At 72.2% G+C, this 20436-nt stretch carries 20 protein-coding genes; 10 read left to right on the top strand and 10 right to left on the bottom strand.

Annotation, left to right across the window (positions count from 1 at the left end):
- Positions 1-274: 274 nt before the first annotated feature.
- From ABFY07_RS20250 to ABFY07_RS20260, 3 genes are all read left to right on the top strand, one after another.
- Positions 275-1615 (top strand): MFS transporter, encoded by a 1341-nt coding sequence (locus tag ABFY07_RS20250; RefSeq protein ID WP_346175844.1) that lies wholly within the window; start codon positions 275-277, stop codon positions 1613-1615.
- A 63-nt stretch (positions 1616-1678) separates the two neighbouring features.
- Positions 1679-2731, top strand: a complete 1053-nt coding sequence (locus tag ABFY07_RS20255) for a LacI family DNA-binding transcriptional regulator (protein WP_346175845.1) — start codon at positions 1679-1681, stop codon at positions 2729-2731.
- A 40-nt stretch (positions 2732-2771) separates the two neighbouring features.
- Complete coding sequence (locus ABFY07_RS20260; RefSeq protein ID WP_346175846.1) at positions 2772-3263, top strand: GNAT family N-acetyltransferase; 492 nt, start codon at positions 2772-2774, stop codon at positions 3261-3263.
- Between the two features lie 102 nt (positions 3264-3365).
- Here the strand turns inward: ABFY07_RS20260 and ABFY07_RS20265 are convergent, their stop codons facing one another.
- The gene (locus tag ABFY07_RS20265; protein WP_346175928.1) at positions 3366-5600 is read right to left on the bottom strand and encodes an ATP-binding cassette domain-containing protein; all 2235 of its coding nucleotides are present in this window, start codon (positions 5598-5600) and stop codon (positions 3366-3368) included.
- A gap of 137 nt (positions 5601-5737) precedes the next feature.
- Between ABFY07_RS20265 and ABFY07_RS20270 the strand changes: the two genes are divergently transcribed.
- The gene (locus ABFY07_RS20270) at positions 5738-6517 is read left to right on the top strand and encodes a TetR/AcrR family transcriptional regulator (protein ID WP_346175847.1); all 780 of its coding nucleotides are present in this window, start codon (positions 5738-5740) and stop codon (positions 6515-6517) included.
- Between the two features lie 75 nt (positions 6518-6592).
- Here ABFY07_RS20270 and ABFY07_RS20275 read toward each other — a convergent pair whose 3' ends face one another.
- The 3 genes from ABFY07_RS20275 to ABFY07_RS20285 form a co-directional block, all read right to left on the bottom strand.
- Entirely contained in the window at positions 6593-7531 is a 939-nt protein-coding gene (locus ABFY07_RS20275; protein WP_346175848.1) for a sigma-70 family RNA polymerase sigma factor, read from the bottom strand.
- 11 nt (positions 7532-7542) lie between these two features.
- Positions 7543-8733: an NAD(P)/FAD-dependent oxidoreductase gene (locus ABFY07_RS20280; protein ID WP_346175849.1), complete on the bottom strand. Its 1191-nt coding sequence runs from the start codon at positions 8731-8733 to the stop codon at positions 7543-7545.
- 157 nt (positions 8734-8890) lie between these two features.
- Positions 8891-9688 (bottom strand): sulfite exporter TauE/SafE family protein, encoded by a 798-nt coding sequence (locus ABFY07_RS20285; RefSeq protein ID WP_346175850.1) that lies wholly within the window; start codon positions 9686-9688, stop codon positions 8891-8893.
- 341 nt (positions 9689-10029) lie between these two features.
- On the opposite strand from ABFY07_RS20285, the gene ABFY07_RS20290 reads away from it, so the two are divergent.
- Positions 10030-11730: a TlrC/CarA/OleB/SrmB family ABC-F type ribosomal protection protein gene (locus tag ABFY07_RS20290; RefSeq protein ID WP_346175851.1), complete on the top strand. Its 1701-nt coding sequence runs from the start codon at positions 10030-10032 to the stop codon at positions 11728-11730.
- A 1-nt stretch (position 11731) separates the two neighbouring features.
- On the opposite strand, the gene ABFY07_RS20295 is transcribed toward ABFY07_RS20290, so the two are convergent.
- The 3 genes from ABFY07_RS20295 to ABFY07_RS20305 all read right to left on the bottom strand — a co-directional run bounded on the left by ABFY07_RS20295 (position 11732) and on the right by ABFY07_RS20305 (position 13937).
- Positions 11732-12628, bottom strand: a complete 897-nt coding sequence (locus tag ABFY07_RS20295) for a sigma-70 family RNA polymerase sigma factor (protein ID WP_346175852.1) — start codon at positions 12626-12628, stop codon at positions 11732-11734.
- Positions 12629-12729: 101 nt separating this feature from the next.
- Positions 12730-13311 (bottom strand): Uma2 family endonuclease, encoded by a 582-nt coding sequence (locus ABFY07_RS20300; protein WP_346175853.1) that lies wholly within the window; start codon positions 13309-13311, stop codon positions 12730-12732.
- A 77-nt stretch (positions 13312-13388) separates the two neighbouring features.
- Positions 13389-13937, bottom strand: a complete 549-nt coding sequence (locus ABFY07_RS20305) for a MarR family winged helix-turn-helix transcriptional regulator (protein ID WP_346175854.1) — start codon at positions 13935-13937, stop codon at positions 13389-13391.
- A gap of 65 nt (positions 13938-14002) precedes the next feature.
- Here ABFY07_RS20305 and ABFY07_RS20310 point away from each other — a divergent pair, with 65 nt between their 5' ends.
- Both ABFY07_RS20310 and ABFY07_RS20315 read left to right on the top strand, forming a co-directional pair.
- Positions 14003-14731, top strand: a complete 729-nt coding sequence (locus tag ABFY07_RS20310; protein ID WP_346175855.1) for an SDR family NAD(P)-dependent oxidoreductase — start codon at positions 14003-14005, stop codon at positions 14729-14731.
- Between the two features lie 89 nt (positions 14732-14820).
- The gene (locus tag ABFY07_RS20315; protein ID WP_346175856.1) at positions 14821-16044 is read left to right on the top strand and encodes an acyltransferase family protein; all 1224 of its coding nucleotides are present in this window, start codon (positions 14821-14823) and stop codon (positions 16042-16044) included.
- Here ABFY07_RS20315 and ABFY07_RS20320 read toward each other — a convergent pair.
- Together ABFY07_RS20320 and ABFY07_RS20325 are read right to left on the bottom strand one after the other, a co-directional pair.
- Positions 16026-16463: a pyridoxamine 5'-phosphate oxidase family protein gene (locus ABFY07_RS20320; protein WP_346175857.1), complete on the bottom strand. Its 438-nt coding sequence runs from the start codon at positions 16461-16463 to the stop codon at positions 16026-16028. The genes ABFY07_RS20315 and ABFY07_RS20320 overlap by 19 nt on opposite strands.
- A 120-nt stretch (positions 16464-16583) precedes the next feature.
- A complete protein-coding gene (locus ABFY07_RS20325) occupies positions 16584-17153 on the bottom strand; it encodes a GNAT family N-acetyltransferase (protein ID WP_346175858.1) in 570 nt (189 codons plus the stop codon).
- An 845-nt stretch (positions 17154-17998) separates the two neighbouring features.
- Between ABFY07_RS20325 and ABFY07_RS20330 the strand changes: the two genes are divergently transcribed.
- Entirely contained in the window at positions 17999-18574 is a 576-nt protein-coding gene (locus ABFY07_RS20330) for a hypothetical protein (protein ID WP_346175859.1), read from the top strand.
- 403 nt (positions 18575-18977) lie between these two features.
- On the opposite strand, the gene ABFY07_RS20335 is transcribed toward ABFY07_RS20330, so the two are convergent.
- Positions 18978-19226 carry a hypothetical protein gene (locus tag ABFY07_RS20335; protein ID WP_346175860.1) on the bottom strand — a complete coding sequence of 83 codons (249 nt, stop codon included), beginning with the start codon at positions 19224-19226 and terminating at the stop codon, positions 18978-18980.
- Between the two features lie 175 nt (positions 19227-19401).
- Between ABFY07_RS20335 and ABFY07_RS20340 the strand changes: the two genes are divergently transcribed.
- On the top strand, positions 19402-20250 hold the full coding sequence (locus ABFY07_RS20340) for a helix-turn-helix domain-containing protein (RefSeq protein ID WP_346175861.1): 849 nt from the start codon (positions 19402-19404) through the stop codon (positions 20248-20250).
- Positions 20229-20435 (top strand): DUF397 domain-containing protein, encoded by a 207-nt coding sequence (locus ABFY07_RS20345; RefSeq protein ID WP_346175862.1) that lies wholly within the window; start codon positions 20229-20231, stop codon positions 20433-20435. Before ABFY07_RS20340 ends, ABFY07_RS20345 begins: the two co-directional genes overlap by 22 nt.
- The last annotated feature ends 1 nt before the right edge of the window (position 20436 follow it).

Consider the following 20436-nt stretch of genomic DNA (forward strand, 5'->3'; position numbering starts at 1 on the left):
GCGGTCACCTATGCCTTGAGGGACCGCACGGCCGCGAGAGGGGAGCACCCGACCTGACAAGCGGTAATGGGTCTCACCTCCTCGGTCGTTCACTGCTGGAGCCGCGAACACTGTACCCGAGGCGGGCGGGGGCGCAAGCGTGTGCGAGGGCCGTCCCGCCGGACTCCCGCCGGACTCCCGCCGGCCGCGGAGAGGGCGTGGCGGATGTCTCGAGGGTGTCTTGACGCATGGAATGTTAGCGGTAACACTCCGGGTCGTGGACACGCCTCCGAGCATGCGCTCGCTCCCTGGGCCCGACGACCGGACCCCGCTGTTCAGCCGAGCCGCGGTGGTCGCGTCGTGTGTGGGCTTCATCCTGATCGGCGCCCTCCAGGCGCTCTACGGCCCGGCGATCCCCGCCTTCCGCGACGAGTTCGGCCTGACGCCCTCCACCGCCGGCCTGGGTCTGAGCGCGCACTTCGTCGGGGGCGTCGCGGGCGTCCTCGTCTTCGACCGGCTCTTCGGCCGGGCCGACGCCGCCGGCCGCATCGGCAACCGCAAGCTCCTGGGTGGTTCGTATCTGCTCATGGCCGTCGGCGCGGCCGGTTTCGCCCTGGCCCCCGCGTGGCCCGCCGCCCTCGCCATGGCGCTGGTGGCCGGCCTCGGCTTCGGCGGCATCGACTACGGCCTGAACCAGCTGTTCGCCGTCGGCTTCGGGCGCCGCAGCACCGCCATGCTCAACGTCCTCAACGCCCACTTCGGCATCGGCGCGATCCTCGGGCCCGCGCTGATCGGGCTGGTGGGGGCGGACCGGTACACCGCCGTCTTCCTCGGCTTCGCCGCGCTGACCCTGCCGCTGCTGCTGTGCCTGGCGGGCGTGCGCGACGAGGCCCCGCCGCGCACGGCGGACGGCAGGGACGGCCAGGCCGGCGGGGACGACGCGGCACGGGACGGCGGAGGCGACGGGAGCGGCGCGGACGGCGGGGCCGACGCCGAGGCGCGGCGGGCGCGGGCGCGGTCCCGCGGCCTGGCCACCGTGCTGGGTGCCTTCGTCCTGCTCTACGTCCTCCACGTCGGCATCGAGGCGGGGGTCGGCGGCTGGGAACCCACCCACCTGGAGACCGTCGGCTACGGCGCCACCGCCGCCGCCTCCGCGACCTCCGTGTACTGGCTGATGATGACGGTCGGCCGCTTCCTGGTCGTGCCCCTCGCGCTGCGCTGGCCCGCCCGGTCCATCATCGTGGTGAGCTGCGCGGGCATGACCGCCTGCCTGCTGCTCGCCGCGGTGCCCGGGCCGGCGCCGTACGCGTACGCGGGCGTCGGCCTGTTCATCGCGCCGATCTTCCCGACCGGCCTGCCGTGGCTGAACGACGCGGCACCGCGCGCCCGCCGGGCCGGGGCGCTGGTCATCGCGGCCTCCATGGTCGGCGGCGTGGCGGCGGGCCCCGCGCTGGGCAAGGCCATCGAGCTGTCGGGTATCCGCGCCGTACCCCTGATCCTGGCCGCCGTGTCGGCGGTCTGCCTGACCACGACGGTCTGGCTGATCCGCGCCACCGCGCCGCGCCCGGCCGCCGCCACCCGCCCGGCGGCCTCCGCCGGGCCGTCCCCGGCACGGGCGCGGGGGCCTAGGGTGTAGGCACGCGAACACAACCAGGCAGGCGCGGCAGGCAGGCGTCGGCAGCAGGAGGGAAGACCCGGTATGGCGGAGCCCGCCCGGACCAGGCGGCGCCGGGGCACGGCCGGCTCCGGGGTCCGAATGGCGGATGTGGCCCGGCTCGCGGGGGTGTCCGGGCAGACCGTGTCGCGGGTGCTCAACGACCATCCGAAGGTCCGGGCGGAGACCCGGGAGCGGGTGCGGGCCGCGATGCGGGAGCTGGGCTACCGGCCGACCGCGAGCGCCCGCACGCTGGCCAGCGGGCGCAGCCGGATGCTCGGTGTGATCTCCTTCGACGCGACCCGCTTCGGCCCGGCCGCCACCCTGGCGGGGATCAACGAGGCGGCGCAGTCGGCCGGTTACCTGGTCAGTACGATCGCGCTGACCGCCGCCGACCAGGCGTCCGTGGCGGGCGCGCTGGACCGGCTGCTGGGCGAGGGCGCGGACGGGGTGATCGCCATCGCGCCGCAGCGCTCGGTGAGCCAGGCCCTGGTGGAGGCGGGCCACGACATCCCGCTGGTCACCCTCGACAAGAGCTTCGGGGAGCGGGTCCCGGTCGTCGCCGGGGACTCGGCGTCCGGCGCCCGCCAGGCCACCGAGCACCTGCTTGCCCTCGGCCACCGCACGGTCTGGCACATCGCGGGCCCGGTGGGCTGGATCGCGGCGGAGGCCCGGGTGGACGGCTGGCGGGCGGCGCTGAAGGACGCGGGGGCCGCCGCGCCCGAGCCGCTGTTCGGGGACTGGAGCGCGGACTCGGGCTATGAGCTGGGCCGCCGGGTGGCCGAGCGGCCGGAGGTCACGGCGGTGTTCGTGTCGAACGACCAGATGGCGGTGGGTGTGCTGCGCGCCCTGCACGAGGCCGGGCGCCGGGTGCCCGAGGACGTCAGCGTGGTCGGCTACGACGACATCCCCGAGGCCGCGCATCTGCTGCCGCCGCTGACCACCGTCCGTACGGACTTCGCCGAGGTGGGCCGCCGGTGTCTGGCGCTGATGCTGGACCAGCTCCGCCGCGCGCCCGAGCCGGGGGTCCGGGTGGACATCCCCACCGAGCTGGTCGTCCGCCGCAGCACCGCCCCCGCACCCGCGCCCGGGATTTAACGGGCGGCGCGCGGCTCGGGCCGGGCCGTATGCTCCTGGCATGGTGAGACTGGAGCGGCTCCGTGCGGACCACGCGCCCGCCCTGCTGGCTTTCGAACGGGAGAACCGGGAGTACTTCGCGCGGTCCGTCCCGGACCGCGGCGACGCGTACTTCGCGGACTTCGCCGCCCTCCACCGCCTGCGGCTGGCCGAGCAGGAGGCCGGGGTGTGCCACTTCCATGTGGTCCTGGACGAGGCGGGAGACCTGATCGGCCGGGTCAATCTGATGGATGCCGTGGAGGGCTCGGCGGATCTCGGCTATCGCGTGGGCGAGCGGGCCGCCGGCCGGGGTGTCGCGAAGGCCGCCGTCGCGGAGGTGTGCCGCCTGGCCGTCGGGTCGTACGGGCTGACCACGCTCATGGCGTCCGCCACCCGCGACAATCCGGCCTCCATGGCCGTGCTCCGGGGCAGCGGGTTCACGGCCGTGGAGGACATCACGCTCGAGGGGAAGCCCGCGGTCCGCTACCGGCGCCGGCTCACCGCCACCGGCTGACGCGCCGGCTGCCCCAAGCGGCCGACTGCCCCAAGCGGCCGACTGCCCCAAGCGGCCGGCCGACACACCGGCCGGCGACACGTGGACCGACCGCCCGGAGAGTCACGCCCCCACGTACTCCCGCAGGTGGCGGGCCGTCAGCGTGTCGCCGTGGGCGACCAGGTCGGCGGGGGTGCCGGTGAACACCACCCGGCCGCCGTCGTGGCCGCCGCCGGGGCCGAGGTCGACGAGCCAGTCGGCGTGTGCCATCACGGCCTGGTGGTGTTCGATGACGACGACCGTGTTTCCGTCGTCGACGAGCCGGTCCAGCAGGGCCAGCAGCTTGTCCACGTCGGCCAGGTGCAGTCCGGTGGTCGGCTCGTCCAGGATGTACGTCGAGGACTTCTCGGCCATGTGGATGGCCAGCTTGATGCGCTGGCGCTCGCCGCCGGAGAGGGTGTTCAGCGGCTGGCCGAGCCGCAGATAGCTCAGCCCGACGTCCACCAGCCGCCCCAGGACGGCGTGTGCCTGCCCGGAGGGGAAGAACTCGTGGGCCTCGGCCACCGACATGGCCAGCACCTCGCTGATGTTCTTGCCACGCAGCGTGTAGGTCAGCACCTCGGGCGTGAACCGCTTGCCCTCGCACTGCTCGCACACCGAGGCCACCCCGGCCATCATCGCCAGGTCGGTGTAGATCAGCCCGATGCCGTTGCAGTGGGGGCAGGCCCCTTCCGAATTGGCGCTGAAGAGAGCGGCCTTGACGCCGTTGGCCTTGGCGAAGGCGGTACGGATCGGGCCCAGCAGCCCGGTGTACGTGGCCGGGTTGGAGCGGCGTGAGCCGCGGATGGGAGACTGGTCGGCCACCACCACCCCGTCCCGTCCGGCGAGGTATCCGTGGATCAGCGAGCTCTTGCCCGACCCGGCGACGCCGGTGACCACGGTCAGCACGCCGGTGGGGATGTCCACGTCGACGCCCTTGAGGTTGTGCAGGTCGGCGCCCTTGATGGACAGCTGCCCGCGCGGGGTGCGGACCGTCTCGCGCAGCCGCGCCCGGTGTTCCAGGTGGCGCCCGGTGAGGGTGCCGGAGGCGCGCAGCCCGCTGACGTCGCCGGTGAAGCAGATCTCGCCGCCGCTCGTGCCCGCGCCGGGGCCGAGGTCCACCACGTGGTCGGCGATGGCGATCACCTCGGGCTTGTGCTCGACGACCAGCACCGTGTTGCCCTTGTCGCGCAGTCGCAGCAGCAGGTCGTTCATCCGCCGGATGTCGTGCGGGTGCAGGCCGACGGTCGGCTCGTCGAAGACGTACGTCACATCGGTCAGGCTGGAGCCCAGGTGTCGCACCATCTTGACGCGCTGCGCCTCGCCGCCGGAGAGGGTGGCGGAAGGGCGGTCCAGGCTCAGATAGCCGAGCCCGATCTCGACCAGTGATTCGAGCAGTTGCCGCAGATTGGCGAGCAGCGGCGCCACCGAGGCGTCGTCGATGCCCCGTACGAACTCGGCGAGTTCGCTGATCTGCATGGCCGAGCACTGGGCGATGTTGACCCCGTCGATGGTCGAGGAGAGCGCGGCGGCGCTCAGCCTGGTGCCGCCGCAGTCCGGGCAGTCGGCGAAGACGACGGCCCGGTCCACGAAGGCGCGGATGTGGGGCTGCATGGATTCGCGGTCCTTGGAGAGGTAGAGCCGCTGGATCTTGGGGATGAGCCCCTCGTAGTTGATGTTGTGGGAGCCGATCTTGATCTTGGTGGACTCCTTGTGGAGGAAGTCCGCCCACTCCCCCTCGGTGTAGTCCGCGAGCTTCTTGTCCGGGTCGAAGAGGCCGGAGTGGGCCATCACCTGCCAGTACCAGGAGTCCACGGCGAAGGTGGGAACGGTGATGGCGCCCTCGTTCAGGGACAGTCCGCGGTCCACCAGCTGATCGACGTCGATCTTGGAGACCTGGCCGAGCCCCTCGCACGCCGGGCACATGCCCTCGGGGCTGTTGAAGCTGAAGGCGGTCGAGGTGCCGATGTGCGGGACGCCGAGCCGGCTGAAGACAATCCGCAGCATGGTGTAGGCGTCGGTGGCGGTGCCCACGGTGGAGCGGGAGTTGGCGCCGATCCGCTCCTGGTCGACGACGATCGCGGCGCTCAGATTGTGCAGCCCGTCCACGTCGGGGCGGCTCAGGCTCGGCATGAACGACTGGACGAAGGCCGTGTACGTTTCGTTGATCAGCCGCTGCGACTCGGCGGCGATGGTGCCGAACACCAGCGAGGACTTCCCGGATCCCGACACCCCGGTGAAGACCGTGAGCCTACGCTTGGGGATGTCCAGGGAGACGTCCTTGAGATTGTTCGCCCGTGCTCCGCGGACCTGGATCACATGGTGGCTGTCGGCCGGGCGGGGTCCGGACGTGGCGTTCACGGCTTCTCCTCCTGGAACACGATCTATGTACGCTGTACTCTATACGACGTACAGAATAGCCGCGGAGGAGCGCGGCCGGGCGAGGAACGGTGGGCATGGCCAAGGAACGCAGCGGCGCGGGAGACCCGGCCCGCACCCTGGAACTGCTGTGGCGCGAGCCCGCGCCCCAGGACGCGCCACCCCGCCGCGGCCCCAGACAGGGCCTGAGCGTCGACGCCGTCGTCCGGGCCGCCATCGCGCTCGCCGACTCCGGCGGCCTGGAGGCGCTGACCATGCGCGGGGTCGCCCAGCGCCTCGGCGTCACGCCGATGACCCTCTACACCTACGTCCCCGGCAAGGCCGAGCTGCTGGACCTGATGATGGACGCCGTCTGCCTGGACATGCCGCGCACCGGCCGGCCGGACGGCCCCTGGCGCGCCCGGGCCGAGGCCCTGGCGCGCGAGAACCTGGAGCTGTGCCGCCGCCACCCCTGGGTGGCGACCCTGCCCGCCATCCGCCCGCCGCTCGGCCCGGGCATCATGGCCAGGTACGAGCACGAACTGGCCGTGTTCGAGGGCCTGGGCCTGGACGACGTCGAGATGGACGCCGCGGTCAGCCTCCTGTTCGACTTCGTCCGCTCCGTGGCCCGCTCCGAGTCGGACGCCCAGGCCGCAGCCCGGGACAGCGCCATGTCCGACGCCCAGTGGTGGGAGGCCCACGCGCCCCTGCTGGCCAAGGTCTTCGACGCCGAGCGCTACCCCCTCGCCGCCCGGGTGGGCGCCGCCGCGGGCCAGGCCCACCAGAGCCCGTACAACCCCGACTACGTCTTCCGCTTCGGCCTGGAGCGGATCCTGGACGGCCTCGCCGCGCTCATCGCGTCCCGGGGCGGCGCCTAGGTCACCCGGCGCCTGAACCACCCCGCGCCCAGGTCACCCGGCGGCGCCTGGGCCACTGGATTCCGGCGGCTCCGGTCACCATGCGGTGACGACCGGCGCGCCGGGTGCGTGCCGCCGCCAGGCCTCGTCGAGGCGCGCGAGCCGGCCCGCGGCGGCGATGCCGCGCAGGGACGCGACCTTGCCGTCGGCGACCTCGAACGCCACGACGCCCACGACCCGGCCGTCGACCACGGCGACGACCGCCGGCGAGCCGTTGACCAGCGCGATGTGGAGCGCCGGGGAGCCGCCGGCCAGCCGCCGCTTCGCCGGGGTGGGCTTGAAGCCGGCCCGCACGTAGGAGGCGATGCGCTCCCGTGTCGTGTGCCGCAGCAGCCGCCTGGCCAGTCCGGCGCCGTCCGAGACCGCGGTCGCGTCGGCGGTGAGCATCGCCACCAGCCGTTCCGTGCGCCCCGACGTGGCCGCGGCGAGGAACTCCTCGACGATCCGGCGTGCGGACGCGGGGTCCACCTCGCCGCCGCCGCGGCGCTCGGCGGTGACCCGGCGCCGGGCCCGGTGGACATGCTGCTGGCTCGCGGACTCGGTGATGTCGAGGATCCCGGCGATCTCGGCATGGGAGTACGAGAAGGCCTCACGCAGGACGTAAGCGGCACGCTCGACCGGCGAGAGGCGCTCCATGAGGGTCAGTACCGCCAACGACACCGATTCGCGCTGCTCGAAGGTGTCGGCGGGGCCGAGCATCGGGTCGCCCTCGAGGAGTGGCTCGGGCAGCCAGTCTCCGACGGCCCGCTCGTGGCGCGCCTGCGCCGAGCGGAGCCGGTCGAGGCAGAGATTGGTGACGACCTTGGTCAGCCACGCCTCCGGCGCCTCGATGCGTCCCCGGTCCGCCGCCTGCCAGCGCAGGAACGCGTCCTGCACGGCGTCCTCGGCGTCGGCGGCCGAGCCGAGCAGACGGTACGCGAGCGAGGCCAGCCGACCCCGGCCGGCCTCGAATCGATCGATGGCTGCGCTGTCCATGCTCAAGGAGCCTATGCGGCGGCCTTCACACCGGCCCGGCCGGGCGCGGTGGCCAGGCGGCGCTTGCGCTTCGGCATGCCGAAGGTCGGGTGGGCGATGCTCCACCCGGCCCCCTTGAGCACGCCCGCCTTGAGCCGCGCGGCGGCCCGGCCGCCCAGGTACCAGGACTTCGACCGGACGTCGTCGTCCACCATCTGGAAGATCGCGTCCCGCCGCCCCAGGCTGATGTGGTTGCCGTAGTACTTCAGCCCGACGGTCGGGACCTCGCCGCCCGTCAGGCGCGCGATGATGGCGGCGGTCGCCTGCATGGTGGTGGAGCCGGCCGACGCGCAGGACATCGGCAGCGGCCGGCCGTTGTCGCCGATCGCGTAGGCGCAGTCACCGGCGGCGTAGACATCCGGGTGCGAGACCGAGCGCATGGTCCGGTCGACGACGATCCGGCCGGCCTCGGTGACCTCCAGGCCGGCGGCGGCCGCGAGGGGGTCCACGGCGAACCCGGCCGACCACACGGTCACGTCGGCCGGGATGGACGTACCGCCGGCGGCGATCGCCCGTGTCGGCTCGACGGCTTCGATGCCGGTGTGCTCGTGGACGGTGATGCCGAGCCGGGCGAAGGTCTGGCGCAGATGGCGGCGGGCCTTCGGGGAGAGCCAGGCGCCCAGCTCGCCGCGGGCGGCGAGCGCGACCGACAGGTCGGGCCGGGACTCGGCGAACTCGGTGGCGGTCTCGATGCCGGTCAGCCCCTCCCCGACGACCAGCACGGCACCCCCCTCGCCCAGGCCGGCCAGGCGCTCGCGCAGCCGCAGCGCCGAGGACCGGCCGGTCACGTCGAAGGCGTACTCGGCCACGCCGGGCACGCCATGGCGGGCGACCGAGCTGCCGAGCGCGTAGAGAAGGGTGTCGTACGTCAGCTCGCCGTCGCCGTCCTCGCCGGTCACGGCGACCGTCCTGCGCTCGGGGTCGACGCCGGTGACACGCGCCAGGCGCAGCCGCACCCCGGTGCCCGCGAACACGTCGGCGAGCTTGGGGAACGCCAGGTCCTGGCCGATCGCGAGCTGGTGCAGCCGCATCCGCTCGACGAAATCGGGCACGGCGTTGACGACGGTGATCTCGGTGTCGGCGGGGGACAGCCGGCGGGCCAGGTTTCCGGCGGCGAAGGCCCCGGCGTATCCGGCGCCGAGTACGACGATGCGGTGCTTCATGGCGATGCTCCTGTCTCATGCGCGTGCCCCTTGAACGAGACGGCGCCCCGATTGCTGACAGGAGCCGGGTGTGACGCGGGTCACCGCATCACCTCGCCGAGTACGACGAGGCCGAGGCGAACGAGGAGAGCGAGGGCGGCGGAGCCCGGGAGGAGCCTCAGCGCAGGAGCAGCTGAAGCCCGCCCACCACGGTGGCCGCGATCACCAGCCGCTCGAAGAGCCGCTGATTGATCCGGTCCACCACCGCCCTGCCCAGGAACGCCCCGGGGACCACGCACAGCGCCAGGCCCGCGTCCAGCAGCAGCGAGTGTCCGTCGATCAGGCCGAGGCCGACGCTGAAGGGCACCTTGGCGACGTTGACGACCAGGAAGAACCACGCCGAGGTGCCCAGGAAGCCGAGCTTCCGGAAGCCCGCGGAAAGCAGATACATCGACATGACCGGCCCGCCCGCGTTGGCCACCATCGTGGTGAACCCGCCGAGCACCCCGTACGACCCGGCCTTGAGCCGCGCGCGGCTCCGCCCCTCCCCCGCCGGCTCGCCCCGCCCCTCCTCTTCCCCCTGTCCCTTCTGCTCTCTCGCCTGTTGTCCGGCCGTCCGCCGGCGCCAGACCGTGACCGAGGCCATCACCAGCAGGATCACCCCGATGGAGGTGCGCACCGCGGCGTCGTCGGCCCACAGCATGAACACCGTGCCCGCCACCACCCCGGCGGCCACGGCGGGAAACAGCCGCACGAGCGTCGCCCAGTCGGCGTGGCGCCGATAGGCGCGGACGGCGAACACGTCGCCGACGATGAGCAGCGGGAGCAGTATCCCGGTCGACTCGCGGGCCGGGAGTACGGCCGCGAAGATCGCGAGGCTGACCGTGTTGGCGCCGCTGACCGCTGTTTTCGAGAACCCGACGAGGGTCGCGGCCCCGGCGAGCGCGACGAGTTCCCAGAGAGTGATGGTGTCCATGCCAGGGGCTTATGCTAAGCCCCCGCCTTCCGGACCCCTCAGGCGGCCGAAAATGACCTGCGTGGTCGCCGACCCCCGGTGTACGGTGCTGCGCATGGGTTCTCTGTGACAGTCCCCGCGCGACCGCGTCGAGCTCGGCTCCGCCGTCGCGCGTTCTCCTCCGCGCCGCCGCTCCCTCTTGACGCGAGCTGACGCCTTGACGCTGACGCCTTGACGCGAGCTGACGCCACCCGCCTCGGCGGGGGCGCCATGGGGTGTCCCGGTGTCCCGGTGTCCCGGTGTGCGCGGACGCGCCCATCCGCCCGTTCTGATCGGCACGGCCGAGAACAGGGGACCCTCCCATGGTTGCCGCACAACTCTCTCTTCAGCACGTCACCCGCCGCTACGACGACCACATGGTGCTGGACGACGTGTCCTTCACCGTCAGGCCGGGCGAGAAGGCCGGCATCATCGGCGACAACGGGGCGGGGAAATCCACGCTCCTCAGGCTGGTCGCCGGGCGGGACCTGCCCGACAACGGCGAGCTGACCGTGGTCGCGCCCGGCGGCGTCGGCTATCTCGCCCAGTCCCTCGAGCTGCCGCCCGACGCCAGTGTCCAGGACGCCGTCGATCTGGCCCTGGCCGATCTGCGTGACCTCGAATCGCGGATGCGCCACGCCGAGTCGGGGCTGCGCGGCCTGACGGGGGCCGAGCTCACGGCGGCGCTCGACACGTATGCGGGCCTGGTCGCCCGGTACGAGGCGCGCGGCGGCTACGAGGCGGACGCCCGCGTGGACATCGCCCTGCACGGGCTCGGCCTGCCGGGCCTGGACCGCGCCCGGGTGCTGGGCTCGCTGTCCGGTGGCGAGCGGTCGCGGCTGGCGCTCGCCGCCACCCTCGCGTCCCGGCCGGAGCTGCTGCTGCTGGACGAGCCGACCAACGACCTGGACGACCAGGCGGTGGCCTGGCTGGAGGCGCACCTGCGGGCGCATCGCGGCACCGTGCTCGCGGTCACCCACGACCGGGTGTTCCTGGAGAAGGTCACCACCACGATCCTGGAAGTCGGCGAGGGGAAGGTGGCGCGCTACGGCGACGGCTACGACGGGTATCTCGCCGCCAAGGCCGCCGAGCGCCGGCGCCGGCTGCGGGAGTACGAGGACTGGTGCGCCGAGCTGGCGCGCAACCGGAAGCTGGCCGCCACGAACGTGGCCCGGCTGGACGCCATCCCGCAGAAGGCGTCGCTGGCCGTGTTCGGCCATGGCGCCTTCCGCGCCCGGGGCCGTGGCCACGGTGCGATGGCCCGTATCCGCAACGCCAAGGAACGCGTCGAGCGCCTCACCGACCACCCTGTCGCCCCACCACCGGAGCCGCTGGTCTTCGCCGCCCGCATCACCACCGCCGCCGGCAGCGACGGTGGCGGCGGCAATGACGACGGCGGCGACGGCGACCGGGCGCCGCAGGTCACGGCCGAACTCACCGGCGTCCGCGTCGGGGACCGGCTGCGGGTGCCCGCGCTGCGGATCGCGGGCGGCGAGCGGCTGCTGATCACCGGGCCCAACGGGGCGGGCAAGACCACGCTCCTGCGGGTCCTGGCCGGTGAACTGCCGCCGGACGAGGGCACGGCGCGGGTCCACGGCCGGGTGGCGCACCTGCGGCAGGAGGCCACCCCCTGGCCATCCGGCCTGACGCTGCCGCAGGCCTTCGCCCACGGCCGCGCGGGCGACCTGGACGAGCACACCGACGCCCTGCTCTCCCTGGGCCTGTTCACCCCGGCGGACCTGCGGCTGACCGTGGGCGAACTGTCCTACGGGCAGCGGCGCCGGATCGAGCTGGCCCGCCTGGTCAGCGAGCCGGCCGACCTGCTGCTGCTGGACGAGCCCACCAACCACCTCTCTCCCGCCCTCGTCGAAGAGCTGGAAGAAGCCCTGGTGGGCTACTCGGGCGCGCTCGTCGTCGTCACCCACGACCGCCGCATGCGCGCCCGCTTCACCGGACGCCACCTGGAGATGCGGGCCGGACACGTGGACGCCGACGTCACCGCGACAGCGGGCCGGCGGACGTAGCTCAGCCGGGCAGCACGCTCCCCAGGTCGAGTCGCGCGAGGCGCTCGGGGTCGGTGAGGATGTCGATCGCCGCGATCCTGCCGCCCCGGATCGTGAAGGCCATGACCGACGCCGCCCGGCCCTCCGCGACGGACACCACCCCGGGCGAGCCGTTGACCAGGACCGCGTGTCCGGTCTCCGCGAACCGGGCGAAGGTGATCGCCTGCGAGGCCACGTCCGCCGCGCCGCGCCGCAGCAGGCTCGGGCGGAGGGTGCCGCCGTCGGAGCGCGCCACGACGTCGGGGTCGAGGACGGCGAGGAGGGCGTCGAAGTCGCCGCCGCGCGAGGCGGCGAGGAAGGCGTCCACCACCTCGCGCTTGCGGACGGCGTCGGTGTCCGCCGCCGGCGCGGCCCCCTCGACCCGGCGGCGGGCGCGGCTGGCGAGCTGACGGGTGGAGGCGGGGGTGCGGCCCAGGATGGGCGCGATCTCGTCGAAGGGCACCGAGAACAGGTCGTGCAGGACGAACGCCAGCCGCTCGGCGGGCGCGAGGGTCTGCAACACGATCATGAGGGCGATCCCCACCGAGTCGGCGACCATGATCTCCTGCTCGGGATCCACCCCACCCGGGCCGCTCACCACCGGATCGGGCAGCCGGATCAGCCCGTCCTGGTCCTCCAGCGGCTCCTCACGGCGCGTGCCACGGGAGCGCAGCATGTCCAGGCACACCCGGCCGGCCACGGTGGTGAGCCAGCCGCCCAGGTTGCGCACGTCGGAGACGTTGGAGCGGCTCAGCTTCAGCCAGGTCTCCTGCACGGCGTCGTCGGCCTCGTTCAGCGAGCCCAGCATGCGGTAGGCCACGGCACGCAGATGGGAGCGGTGCTCCTCGAATCGCTCGGCCAGGACTTCTCTGTCGCTCACCCGTCACGTCCTCGTGCTGCGGTCCGTCAGTACAGCGACGGACGCTACCGGCCCGGCGCGAGCACAGCGCGGTGAGCCCACCCCTGTCGGGAAGAGCCCTCTCAGCGCACCCAGCCCTTGAGCGGCTCGGTGTCGAGCACGATTCCCACGGGCGGGGGCAGCGCGACCGACTTGCCGAAGGGAACGGTCTTGGCGTTCTCGTACCGGACGCCGTCAGGCTCGCTGAAGACGGTGACCTCCCCGGCCTCCCGATCGATGAGCAGATACACGGGGATGCCGGTCTCGGCGTAAGCGCGAGGCTTCTCCACCCGGTCCCGACGGTCGGTGTCCGAGTCGTACGACGTGACCTCGACGACCATCAGGACGTCAGCCGCGTCAGCCCACTCCCCCTGCCCGACGAACGCGTCACTGTGGGCCAGGGTGCCGTCCGGGCGGGCGTGGCCGTTGCGGTAGGTCTCCACCTTCAGGCCTTGGTCGTGCAGCCACAGGTCGGGGCTCGCCTGCATGCAGATCCGTGCCAGCCACTGAATGATCCGGCCGTGGTCGCCATCCGGCACCGGCGTAACCCCGATCTTCCCGTTGATGAACTCCCATCGCACGCCTTCCGCCACGCGCGCCGCCAGCCGCGCGTACTCCTCGAACTCCTCCGGCAGCATTTGCGGGCGGTCTTGAGTCGCGGTCATGACCGGGCCTCCTTGGGGTGTGCGGCACTCTCAGCGTATCCCTGACGCCCCCTGACAGGGTTCGGGGAACCTCCCCGTCACTCCTCCGAGTCCCCGATCCGCCGCCTGACGTCGGCCGTCAGCTTGGCGAGCAGGCCGGTCAGCAGCTCCCGCTCCTGTGCCGAGAGCCCCGCCACCAGCCGGGCCTCGCGCCCCAGCACCTCGTCCACGGAGCGCTCGATGAGGGCGTGTCCCTCGTCCGTCAGGGACACCAGCACGCTGCGCCGCCCCGTGCCGCCCGGGGCGCGGCGGACCAGCCCCTCGCGTTCGGCGCGCGCCACGCGCTGGGAGATGGCGCCGGCGGTGACCAGGGTCCGGCGGCTGATCTCGCGGGTGGTGAGGGCGTACGGGGGGCCGGAGCGGCGGATGACCGAGAGCAGGTCGAGGGTGGCGGCGTCGATGCCCGCGGCACGCAGCGCCCTGGCGCGGTCGTCGTCGAAGAGCTTGGCCAGCCGCCAGATCGGGGTGACGATCTCGATCGACTCGGTGGGCGCGCTGGGGCGTTCGCGCCGCCAGGCGGCGGCGATCTCGGCCACCGGATAGGGCTCGGTCGGCTGCTCCGGGGGTGCGGTCTCGTCGTCGGCCATTTGCGTACTCCCCTGCGAGACATCTACGTTTAGATCTAAACGTAGCAGCTGGGAGGAGCTTACCCATGCCCCGTACCGTGCTCATCACCGGAGGAACCAGCGGCATCGGCCGGGCCACCGCCGCGCGGTTCGCCGCCGACGGCGCGGATGTCACCGTCACCGGGCGCCGCCAGGAAACCGTCGAGCGGGCGGCCAAGGAGCTGGGCGTCCGCGGTGTCGTCTGCGACGCGACCGAGACCGGCCAGGTCGAGGCACTGGCCGCCCGCCTCGGCGACACGCTCGACACCCTCGACGTCCTCGTCAACGCAGCGGGCGGCCTGCCGCCTGCCGTCACCGGCGACGGTTCGCCCCTCGACGCGGTCAGGGCCCAGTGGGAGACCAACTGGGCGCAGAACCTGATGACGGCCGTCCTGACCACCACCGCCGTGCGGGAGAAGCTGGCGCCGGGCGGGACGGTCATCAGCATCGGCTCCATCGGCGCCGAGCGGGGCGGCGGCGCCTACGGCGCGGCGAAGGCCGCGCTCGCCGCCTGGAACGCCTTCCTGTCCGCCGAACTGGGCCCGCGCGGGGTCACGGCCAACGTGATCGCGTCCGGGTATGTGGAGAACACCAACTTCTTCGGCGACGGGATGACCCGCGAGCGCCACGACGCCCTCGTCGCCGAGACCCACAACAAGCGCGCCGGCCGGCCCGAGGAGATCGCCGAGACCGCCTTCTTCCTCGCCTCCCCGGGCGCCCGGCACATCACGGGCCAGACGATCCACGTCAACGGAGGCGCCTTCACGACTCGTTAGCCACCCGCAGGAGGATCGGCAGCGAACTCGTCGACCGCTACGCTGACGAGCGGGGTTGATCCGGCCGACGGCCGCAGGCGGGGGGACAGATGGACAACAGCGAGTCCGAGCGGCCCGCCTCCGCTCGCCGGCGCGGTGAGCTGGACACGCTGCGCACGCTCGTCGTGCTCGGCCTGGTCTTCTTCCACGCCGCGCTCGTCTTCGACCCGGACGACGACTTCTACGTCAAGAACGCCGAGACCACCGGCGCCATCACCGTCCTGGCCGGGTTCGGGGTGGTGTGGGCGATGCCCATGCTGTTCCTCGTCGCGGGCCTGGGCGCCCGGCACTCGATCCGCCGCCGGGGCCCCGGCGGCTTCGCCCGGGAGCGGCTGCTGCGCCTCGGTGTCCCGCTGGTCCTCGCGACGCTCACGCTGCTCCCGCTCCCCCAGTGGCTGCGGCTGCGCGCCGCCGACCCCGGCTACCACGAGTCGTACGGGCGCTTCTGGCTGCGCTTCCTCACCGTCCACCCGGACCCGGCCGACTTCCCCTTCGTCCTCGAAGGGCGCCACTTCGAGACCGGCCACCTGTGGTTCGTCGTGCTCCTGCTCGCCTTCTGCCTGCTGCTCGCGCCGGTGGCGGCGGTGCTCGGGACCGGCTCCGGGCGCGCCGCCACCGCGCTGGGGCGCAGGCCCGGTCTGCTGCTCCTGCCCGCGCTGCCGCTCGCCGCGATCAACGCGCTGCTGGGCATGGAGGAGGGCTTCGCGGGCTGGAACCGCTGGGCGTACCTGCTGTTCTTCCTCTACGGCTACGCGCTGGCCGACGACGAGCGGATCCGTGCCGCGATGCGCCGCCTCGCCGTACCGGTCGGGATGCTCGGGCTGGCCCTGTTCGCGGGGACCGCGCCGGGGTTCGTGGCGGGGGACGACCCGTTCACTGCCTGGACCCCGTTCGCGCTGTCCACCCGCGCGATGTTCGGGGCGGCGGGGTGGTGCTGGGTGGTGGCGATCCTCGGCCTGCTGGACCGCCCCCGCGCCCGCGCCCACCCCCGCGCCCACCCGGGGCCCCGGCCCGCGCGCCCTGGCCAGCCGGTCCGGGACTACCTCGCGGTCGCCGCGCTGCCGCTGTATGTGCTGCACCAGCCGGTGGTGGTCGCCTTCGCGTACGGGGTGGTGGGCTGGTCCGCGCCGATCGCGGTCAAGTACGCGGCCATCGTGGCGGGTTCGCTCGCGGTGATCCTGGTGGTGTACGAGTTCGCGATCCGCCGGACGCGGGTGACGCGCTTCCTGTTCGGAATGCGCTCCCGCGAGGGCCGTCAGGGCACGACGGTGTAGCTCAGGTCCTTCGCCGTCAGTGAGCTGGGCTCCAGACGGAGCCATGTCGTGCCGCGCCGCGCCGGATCGTCGTGCAGATAGTGAGTGAAGCGTGCGTCCCATCGCGATTCGTCCGCGCCCAAGTAGCGAGTGAGCTTGCGCCGGCCTCGCCCGACATCGAAAGGCACGAGTTCCGCGCGGCCCCGGGCGATGACCTGTCGGACAAGGCCCGTCGCCAGCTCGCATTCGTCCACCACGAGCGCGACGGCCGGGTCGGCCCTGACCCGCTCGTACAACCTGGCCCATGGTCCGGTCAGGATCCAGAAGGCGCCCTCTTCCCACAGGAACCACACCGGGCGCACCGTGGGCCCGTGGGTCGCCACGCGCGCGGTGAGCGGCTTGTGCAGGAAGGTATCCACATCGAACGGATGAACTGCCATGGCCTCATCTTCCGGGGCCGGGGGCCTCTTGCACACCGCCCTTCGACCTAGGTCGAAGGCCGGTGTGTCCGCACGGCGGCGCGAGGGGCCGGTGGCGGCAGGCGCCACCGGCCCTGAGGGTCACCGCTCGGAGGCGTCCGGCCCGGCGCTCCGGGTGATCCGGTACCGGGCGGTGTTCTCCGCGCCGTCCGCCGCGTGTTCGGCCTCGCCGGTGGTCCACCGCCGGAAGCCCGCCTTCTCCAGGACGCGGACGGAGGCGGGGTTCGACAGCTCCACGCCGGCGCTCACGGTGTGCACCTCGGGCGCGGTGAGGGCGAACTCCGCCAGGGCCCGGGCGGCCTCGGTGGCGTAGCCGCGGCCGCGGCGGGACGCCACGATGCCGTATCCGAGTTCCACGACGCCCTCGCTGGGCGGCCAGAACAGCCCGAGCGAGCCGACCACCAGGCCGGTGTCGCGCTCGACCACCAGCCGGTGGCCGTACGCGCCGAGCCACTGCGGGTTGTGCTCGAAGAGGCCCGCGATCACCCGGTCGCCCTCGGCGGGGAAGTCGTCCGCCCAGCCCTCGGGCCGGTCGCCACCGAGGACCGCGGTGGCCTCGGCGGTGGTCCAGGGCCGGAGGATCAGACGCTCGGTGATCAGATCGGCGGGGGGTGGTGTGGAGGGTGCGGACGCGGAGGGCGTCGAAGGCACGGAAGGTACGGAAGAAGAAGACACGTGTCACTCCTGGTCGTTGAACGACCGGACCGCGCTGAGCTGTCAGGCGGACCGGACAAGGGCATGCCGATGAGGGCCGACGGCGGCCATAGTCATCAACCTCCCTGATCCGGTGATCACGCGCACTCGCGCCGGGGTGACCCTAGCAACCCCTCCCCGTCATGACAACGGGCTTACCGACTTCGGCTCGTCAGGGTGCCAGTGCAGCGCGCAGTCTTTCGTACGTGGGAGCCAATCGGCGCAGACCGGCTGCGAGCGCCTTGTCGTCGCCCGACACGAGCGGCCCTTGCAGGCCAACCGACGATACGGGACTGCTCTGCGGCGACGGCCGCGCCCGCGTCGAACCGCAGCTACGCGCGGAAGGCGGAACACTTCCTCGCTTCGCCGGCTTCGCCGCAGCCTTCATCGACCAACGCGAACGCACCGGGCGACGGAGTTCGGGTAAATCAATGGAGTCTCACTCCCGTGTCCCGCTACCGTGCTCCCGCCCACAGCCCTCCAGTCAAGGACATGCCGGTGTACAGCAAGTGAGACTCCCCAAGCGCTGATCCGTCGCGCGTCGCCCCTGTGCGCCGTGCTCCTTTCCGCTGCGGTCTTCTCACTGGAACTGGTGTATCTCTGTGTCCGAAAACTGGATGATCCTGCCCACCCACCTGCCGGTCGTTCGCCGTCGAACCGACCGCCCGGCCTGGCAGTCGCCGTACGGTCCGCCGCCGCACCGGACACATCGCGGCCGGTGGGCGCCCGTGCCGGGGTGGTCCGGGTCTCGGCCCGCTTCGCGGGGTGGAAACCTGTGCGGCCGCCGCTGACAGGATGAGGCCATGGCGAAATCTCAACCGATCAACTACGTACGGGTCGCTGAAGTCCTCACCGAGCTGGGCCTGATCACCTCGGAGACGGCTCAAGGCGTCATAGACCGGTTCGGCGACCTCGCGTACGGCGCACTGAAACCGGGCCATGAGATCGCCGGCTCGCTGGAAGACTTCGGCGTGGCCGTGTCCATCCACGCCGAAGACGTCGACTTCGCCGACCACCACTACGAATGGCTCCTGGCAGAAGCCGCAGCCCTCACCGGAGGCAAGGTCACCGTCGACAACTACCGCTTCGAGAAGGAGGACCCGGACGACGAGGACGCCGGTCGCGGGACGATGTACTTCGAGCGCAATGGCAAGGAGCTTTCCTTCTCCGTAGAGCAGGAGTCGAACGACTACCTCGACATGGGCGCCGCCCAGGCCGCCATCGAGGCGCTCAGCCCCGACGACGACCCCCGCTCCTTCCGCTGCGTCGACAGCGGCCCCTACACCCTCGGGTACGACGACGTCATGGTCCTGGCCACCGCCGAACAGCGCGAAGGGCTCACCCGGCACCTCGGCATCACCTTCCGCGAACCGTGGTGAGACGACTCCCCGGTGGGACAAGTCACCGCGCACTGAAGCCGTGAACGGTGCCTACGCGTGGTCCAGCAGCCGGCCGGTGTAGTGACGGATGTCGTCCGGGTCGCCGCCGAGCCCCCCGCCCACTCGGCCGGCGCCTGCGGCGAGGCGGCGGCCAGGGCGGGCGCGGCTCCCCTGCGGTTGCTCGGTCCGGCAGGCGTACCTCCGCGCCTTCCGCACTCTGCTCCACAGCGGAAACCCGGCGGCCGTGGGAATCGCGCTCGACTACTTCGAGAGCTGGCAGGGGCTGGACCACTGTTGCGGTGAGTATGGGACAACGACACGCCATGCCATCGGCGTGTCGTTGTCTCGTACTCACCGCAAACCGGAGCGGACCCACACCCCAGACACCAAGCAGTACGGCACCTCAGCGGGACCAGGGAGCTGAGCGGTCGCGGTGCAGCGGACACTCGCAGGGCGGGAACTGCCTGGACTGCAAGGGGGCGAGCTTGTCCTTGACCATCACGATCACCTTGCCCAGCTCTTGGGTGACCTCGCCGGTCTCCGGGGACACGCGGTAGACCCGCATCGTCATCCGGGGACCGTCGGGCTCGGCCTGCGTACGGCGGGAAATCCCCTTGCGGCGGGCGGAGGCGCGCTCGGTAGGTTGGTCCATGTCGACCTGTGTCCTTCCTTCAGGTTGGCCCGCCCCGGGACCGCGCGCACGGTCGCCGGGGCTTACTTCTCCCAGGGCCAATTACGTTGCGTGCGCTCATCGTTGCGCTCCGAGACGTAAGCTGGAAAGAGGCCAGTGGTCCCGGTCACACCGCGGGACCAGGAGGGATGGACCCATGACGTTCCAGCCACGCGAACTCTTCCCCGACCGCTCCGCGCGCGACCTGTTCGGCGCGGAGATCCGCCGCCACCGCGAGAAGGCGGACATGTCGCTGCGGCGGCTGTCGGAGGTGCTGAACTACAGCAAGTCGCACCTCGCGCGAATCGAGGCGGCGGAGTGCCTTCCGTACGACGACCTTCCGGCGAAACTGGACGCGTGTTTCGGGACGGACGGGATGTTCGCGAGACTGTACGCGCTCGCGAAGAACGAGCCGTTTCCCCGCAAGTATCGGCGGATGATCGAGCTTGAGAGCCGAGCGGCCATCATCGAACAGTACGTCGGCGCCACCTTCCCGGGCCTGCTGCAAACCGCTGAACTCGCCGAGCACTCGTTGCGCTCTGGATTCCCCCACGCCCCCGACGCGGAGATCCAGGCCATGGTCAAGGCTCGCATCGATCGACAGGTGTTGCTGGCGCGGGCCAAGCCGCCGCGTTGCTGGTTCGTTCTCGACGAGGCCGTACTGCGCCGCCCGGTCGGCGGACCAGCGGTGATGCGTGACCAGCTGTCGTCTCTACTTGAGCGCGGGACGCAGTCCCACGTCACCATTCAGGTGTTGCCCTTCACTGCGGGCGGGCACGCCGAGGCAGGCGGTTCACTGACCCTCTTCACGACCCCCGGCGAGCCGCCGGTGGCATACGACGAGAGCAGCCAGTCCGGATTGATCGTCGAGGATCAGGGGGATGTCGCACAACGCAGGGAGAACTACGATCTGCTCAGGGCCATGGCCCTCTCGCCCCGCGACTCCGAGGCGATGATCCGAGCCGTGATGGAGGACTGGACCCCATGCCAACCACCCCGGACCTGAGCGTTGCCGCGTGGCGTAAGAGCAGCTACAGCAACAACAACGGTGGCAACTGCGTCGAGGTCGCCGACAACCTCCCCGGCCTCGTCCCCGTCCGCGACTCCAAGGACCCCGACGGCCCCGCCCTCATATTCCCCGCGGGATCCTGGAGCGCGTTCATAGCCACCCTCAAAGCGCCGACCGCTTGAC

The organism is Streptomyces sparsogenes subsp. cuspidosporus (assembly GCF_039532705.1).
Lineage (GTDB): Bacteria > Actinomycetota > Actinomycetes > Streptomycetales > Streptomycetaceae > Streptomyces > Streptomyces sparsogenes.

What these genes read in the sequence shown, in the direction of transcription:
- ABFY07_RS20315 (WP_346175856.1), top strand. Translation starts at nt 14,821, where the DNA reads ATGGACAACAGCGAGTCCGAGCGGCCCGCCTCCGCTCGCCGGCGCGGT.
- ABFY07_RS20305 (WP_346175854.1), bottom strand. Translation starts at nt 13,937, where the DNA reads ATGGCCGACGACGAGACCGCACCCCCGGAGCAGCCGACCGAGCCCTAT.
- ABFY07_RS20340 (WP_346175861.1), top strand. Translation starts at nt 19,402, where the DNA reads ATGACGTTCCAGCCACGCGAACTCTTCCCCGACCGCTCCGCGCGCGAC.
- ABFY07_RS20335 (WP_346175860.1), bottom strand. Translation starts at nt 19,226, where the DNA reads ATGGACCAACCTACCGAGCGCGCCTCCGCCCGCCGCAAGGGGATTTCC.
- ABFY07_RS20320 (WP_346175857.1), bottom strand. Translation starts at nt 16,463, where the DNA reads ATGGCAGTTCATCCGTTCGATGTGGATACCTTCCTGCACAAGCCGCTC.
- ABFY07_RS20290 (WP_346175851.1), top strand. Translation starts at nt 10,030, where the DNA reads ATGGTTGCCGCACAACTCTCTCTTCAGCACGTCACCCGCCGCTACGAC.
- ABFY07_RS20345 (WP_346175862.1), top strand. Translation starts at nt 20,229, where the DNA reads ATGCCAACCACCCCGGACCTGAGCGTTGCCGCGTGGCGTAAGAGCAGC.
- ABFY07_RS20330 (WP_346175859.1), top strand. Translation starts at nt 17,999, where the DNA reads ATGGCGAAATCTCAACCGATCAACTACGTACGGGTCGCTGAAGTCCTC.
- ABFY07_RS20260 (WP_346175846.1), top strand. Translation starts at nt 2,772, where the DNA reads ATGGTGAGACTGGAGCGGCTCCGTGCGGACCACGCGCCCGCCCTGCTG.
- ABFY07_RS20255 (WP_346175845.1), top strand. Translation starts at nt 1,679, where the DNA reads ATGGCGGAGCCCGCCCGGACCAGGCGGCGCCGGGGCACGGCCGGCTCC.
- ABFY07_RS20300 (WP_346175853.1), bottom strand. Translation starts at nt 13,311, where the DNA reads ATGACCGCGACTCAAGACCGCCCGCAAATGCTGCCGGAGGAGTTCGAG.
- ABFY07_RS20275 (WP_346175848.1), bottom strand. Translation starts at nt 7,531, where the DNA reads ATGGACAGCGCAGCCATCGATCGATTCGAGGCCGGCCGGGGTCGGCTG.
- ABFY07_RS20250 (WP_346175844.1), top strand. Translation starts at nt 275, where the DNA reads ATGCGCTCGCTCCCTGGGCCCGACGACCGGACCCCGCTGTTCAGCCGA.
- ABFY07_RS20310 (WP_346175855.1), top strand. Translation starts at nt 14,003, where the DNA reads ATGCCCCGTACCGTGCTCATCACCGGAGGAACCAGCGGCATCGGCCGG.
- ABFY07_RS20285 (WP_346175850.1), bottom strand. Translation starts at nt 9,688, where the DNA reads ATGGACACCATCACTCTCTGGGAACTCGTCGCGCTCGCCGGGGCCGCG.
- ABFY07_RS20280 (WP_346175849.1), bottom strand. Translation starts at nt 8,733, where the DNA reads ATGAAGCACCGCATCGTCGTACTCGGCGCCGGATACGCCGGGGCCTTC.
- ABFY07_RS20270 (WP_346175847.1), top strand. Translation starts at nt 5,738, where the DNA reads ATGGCCAAGGAACGCAGCGGCGCGGGAGACCCGGCCCGCACCCTGGAA.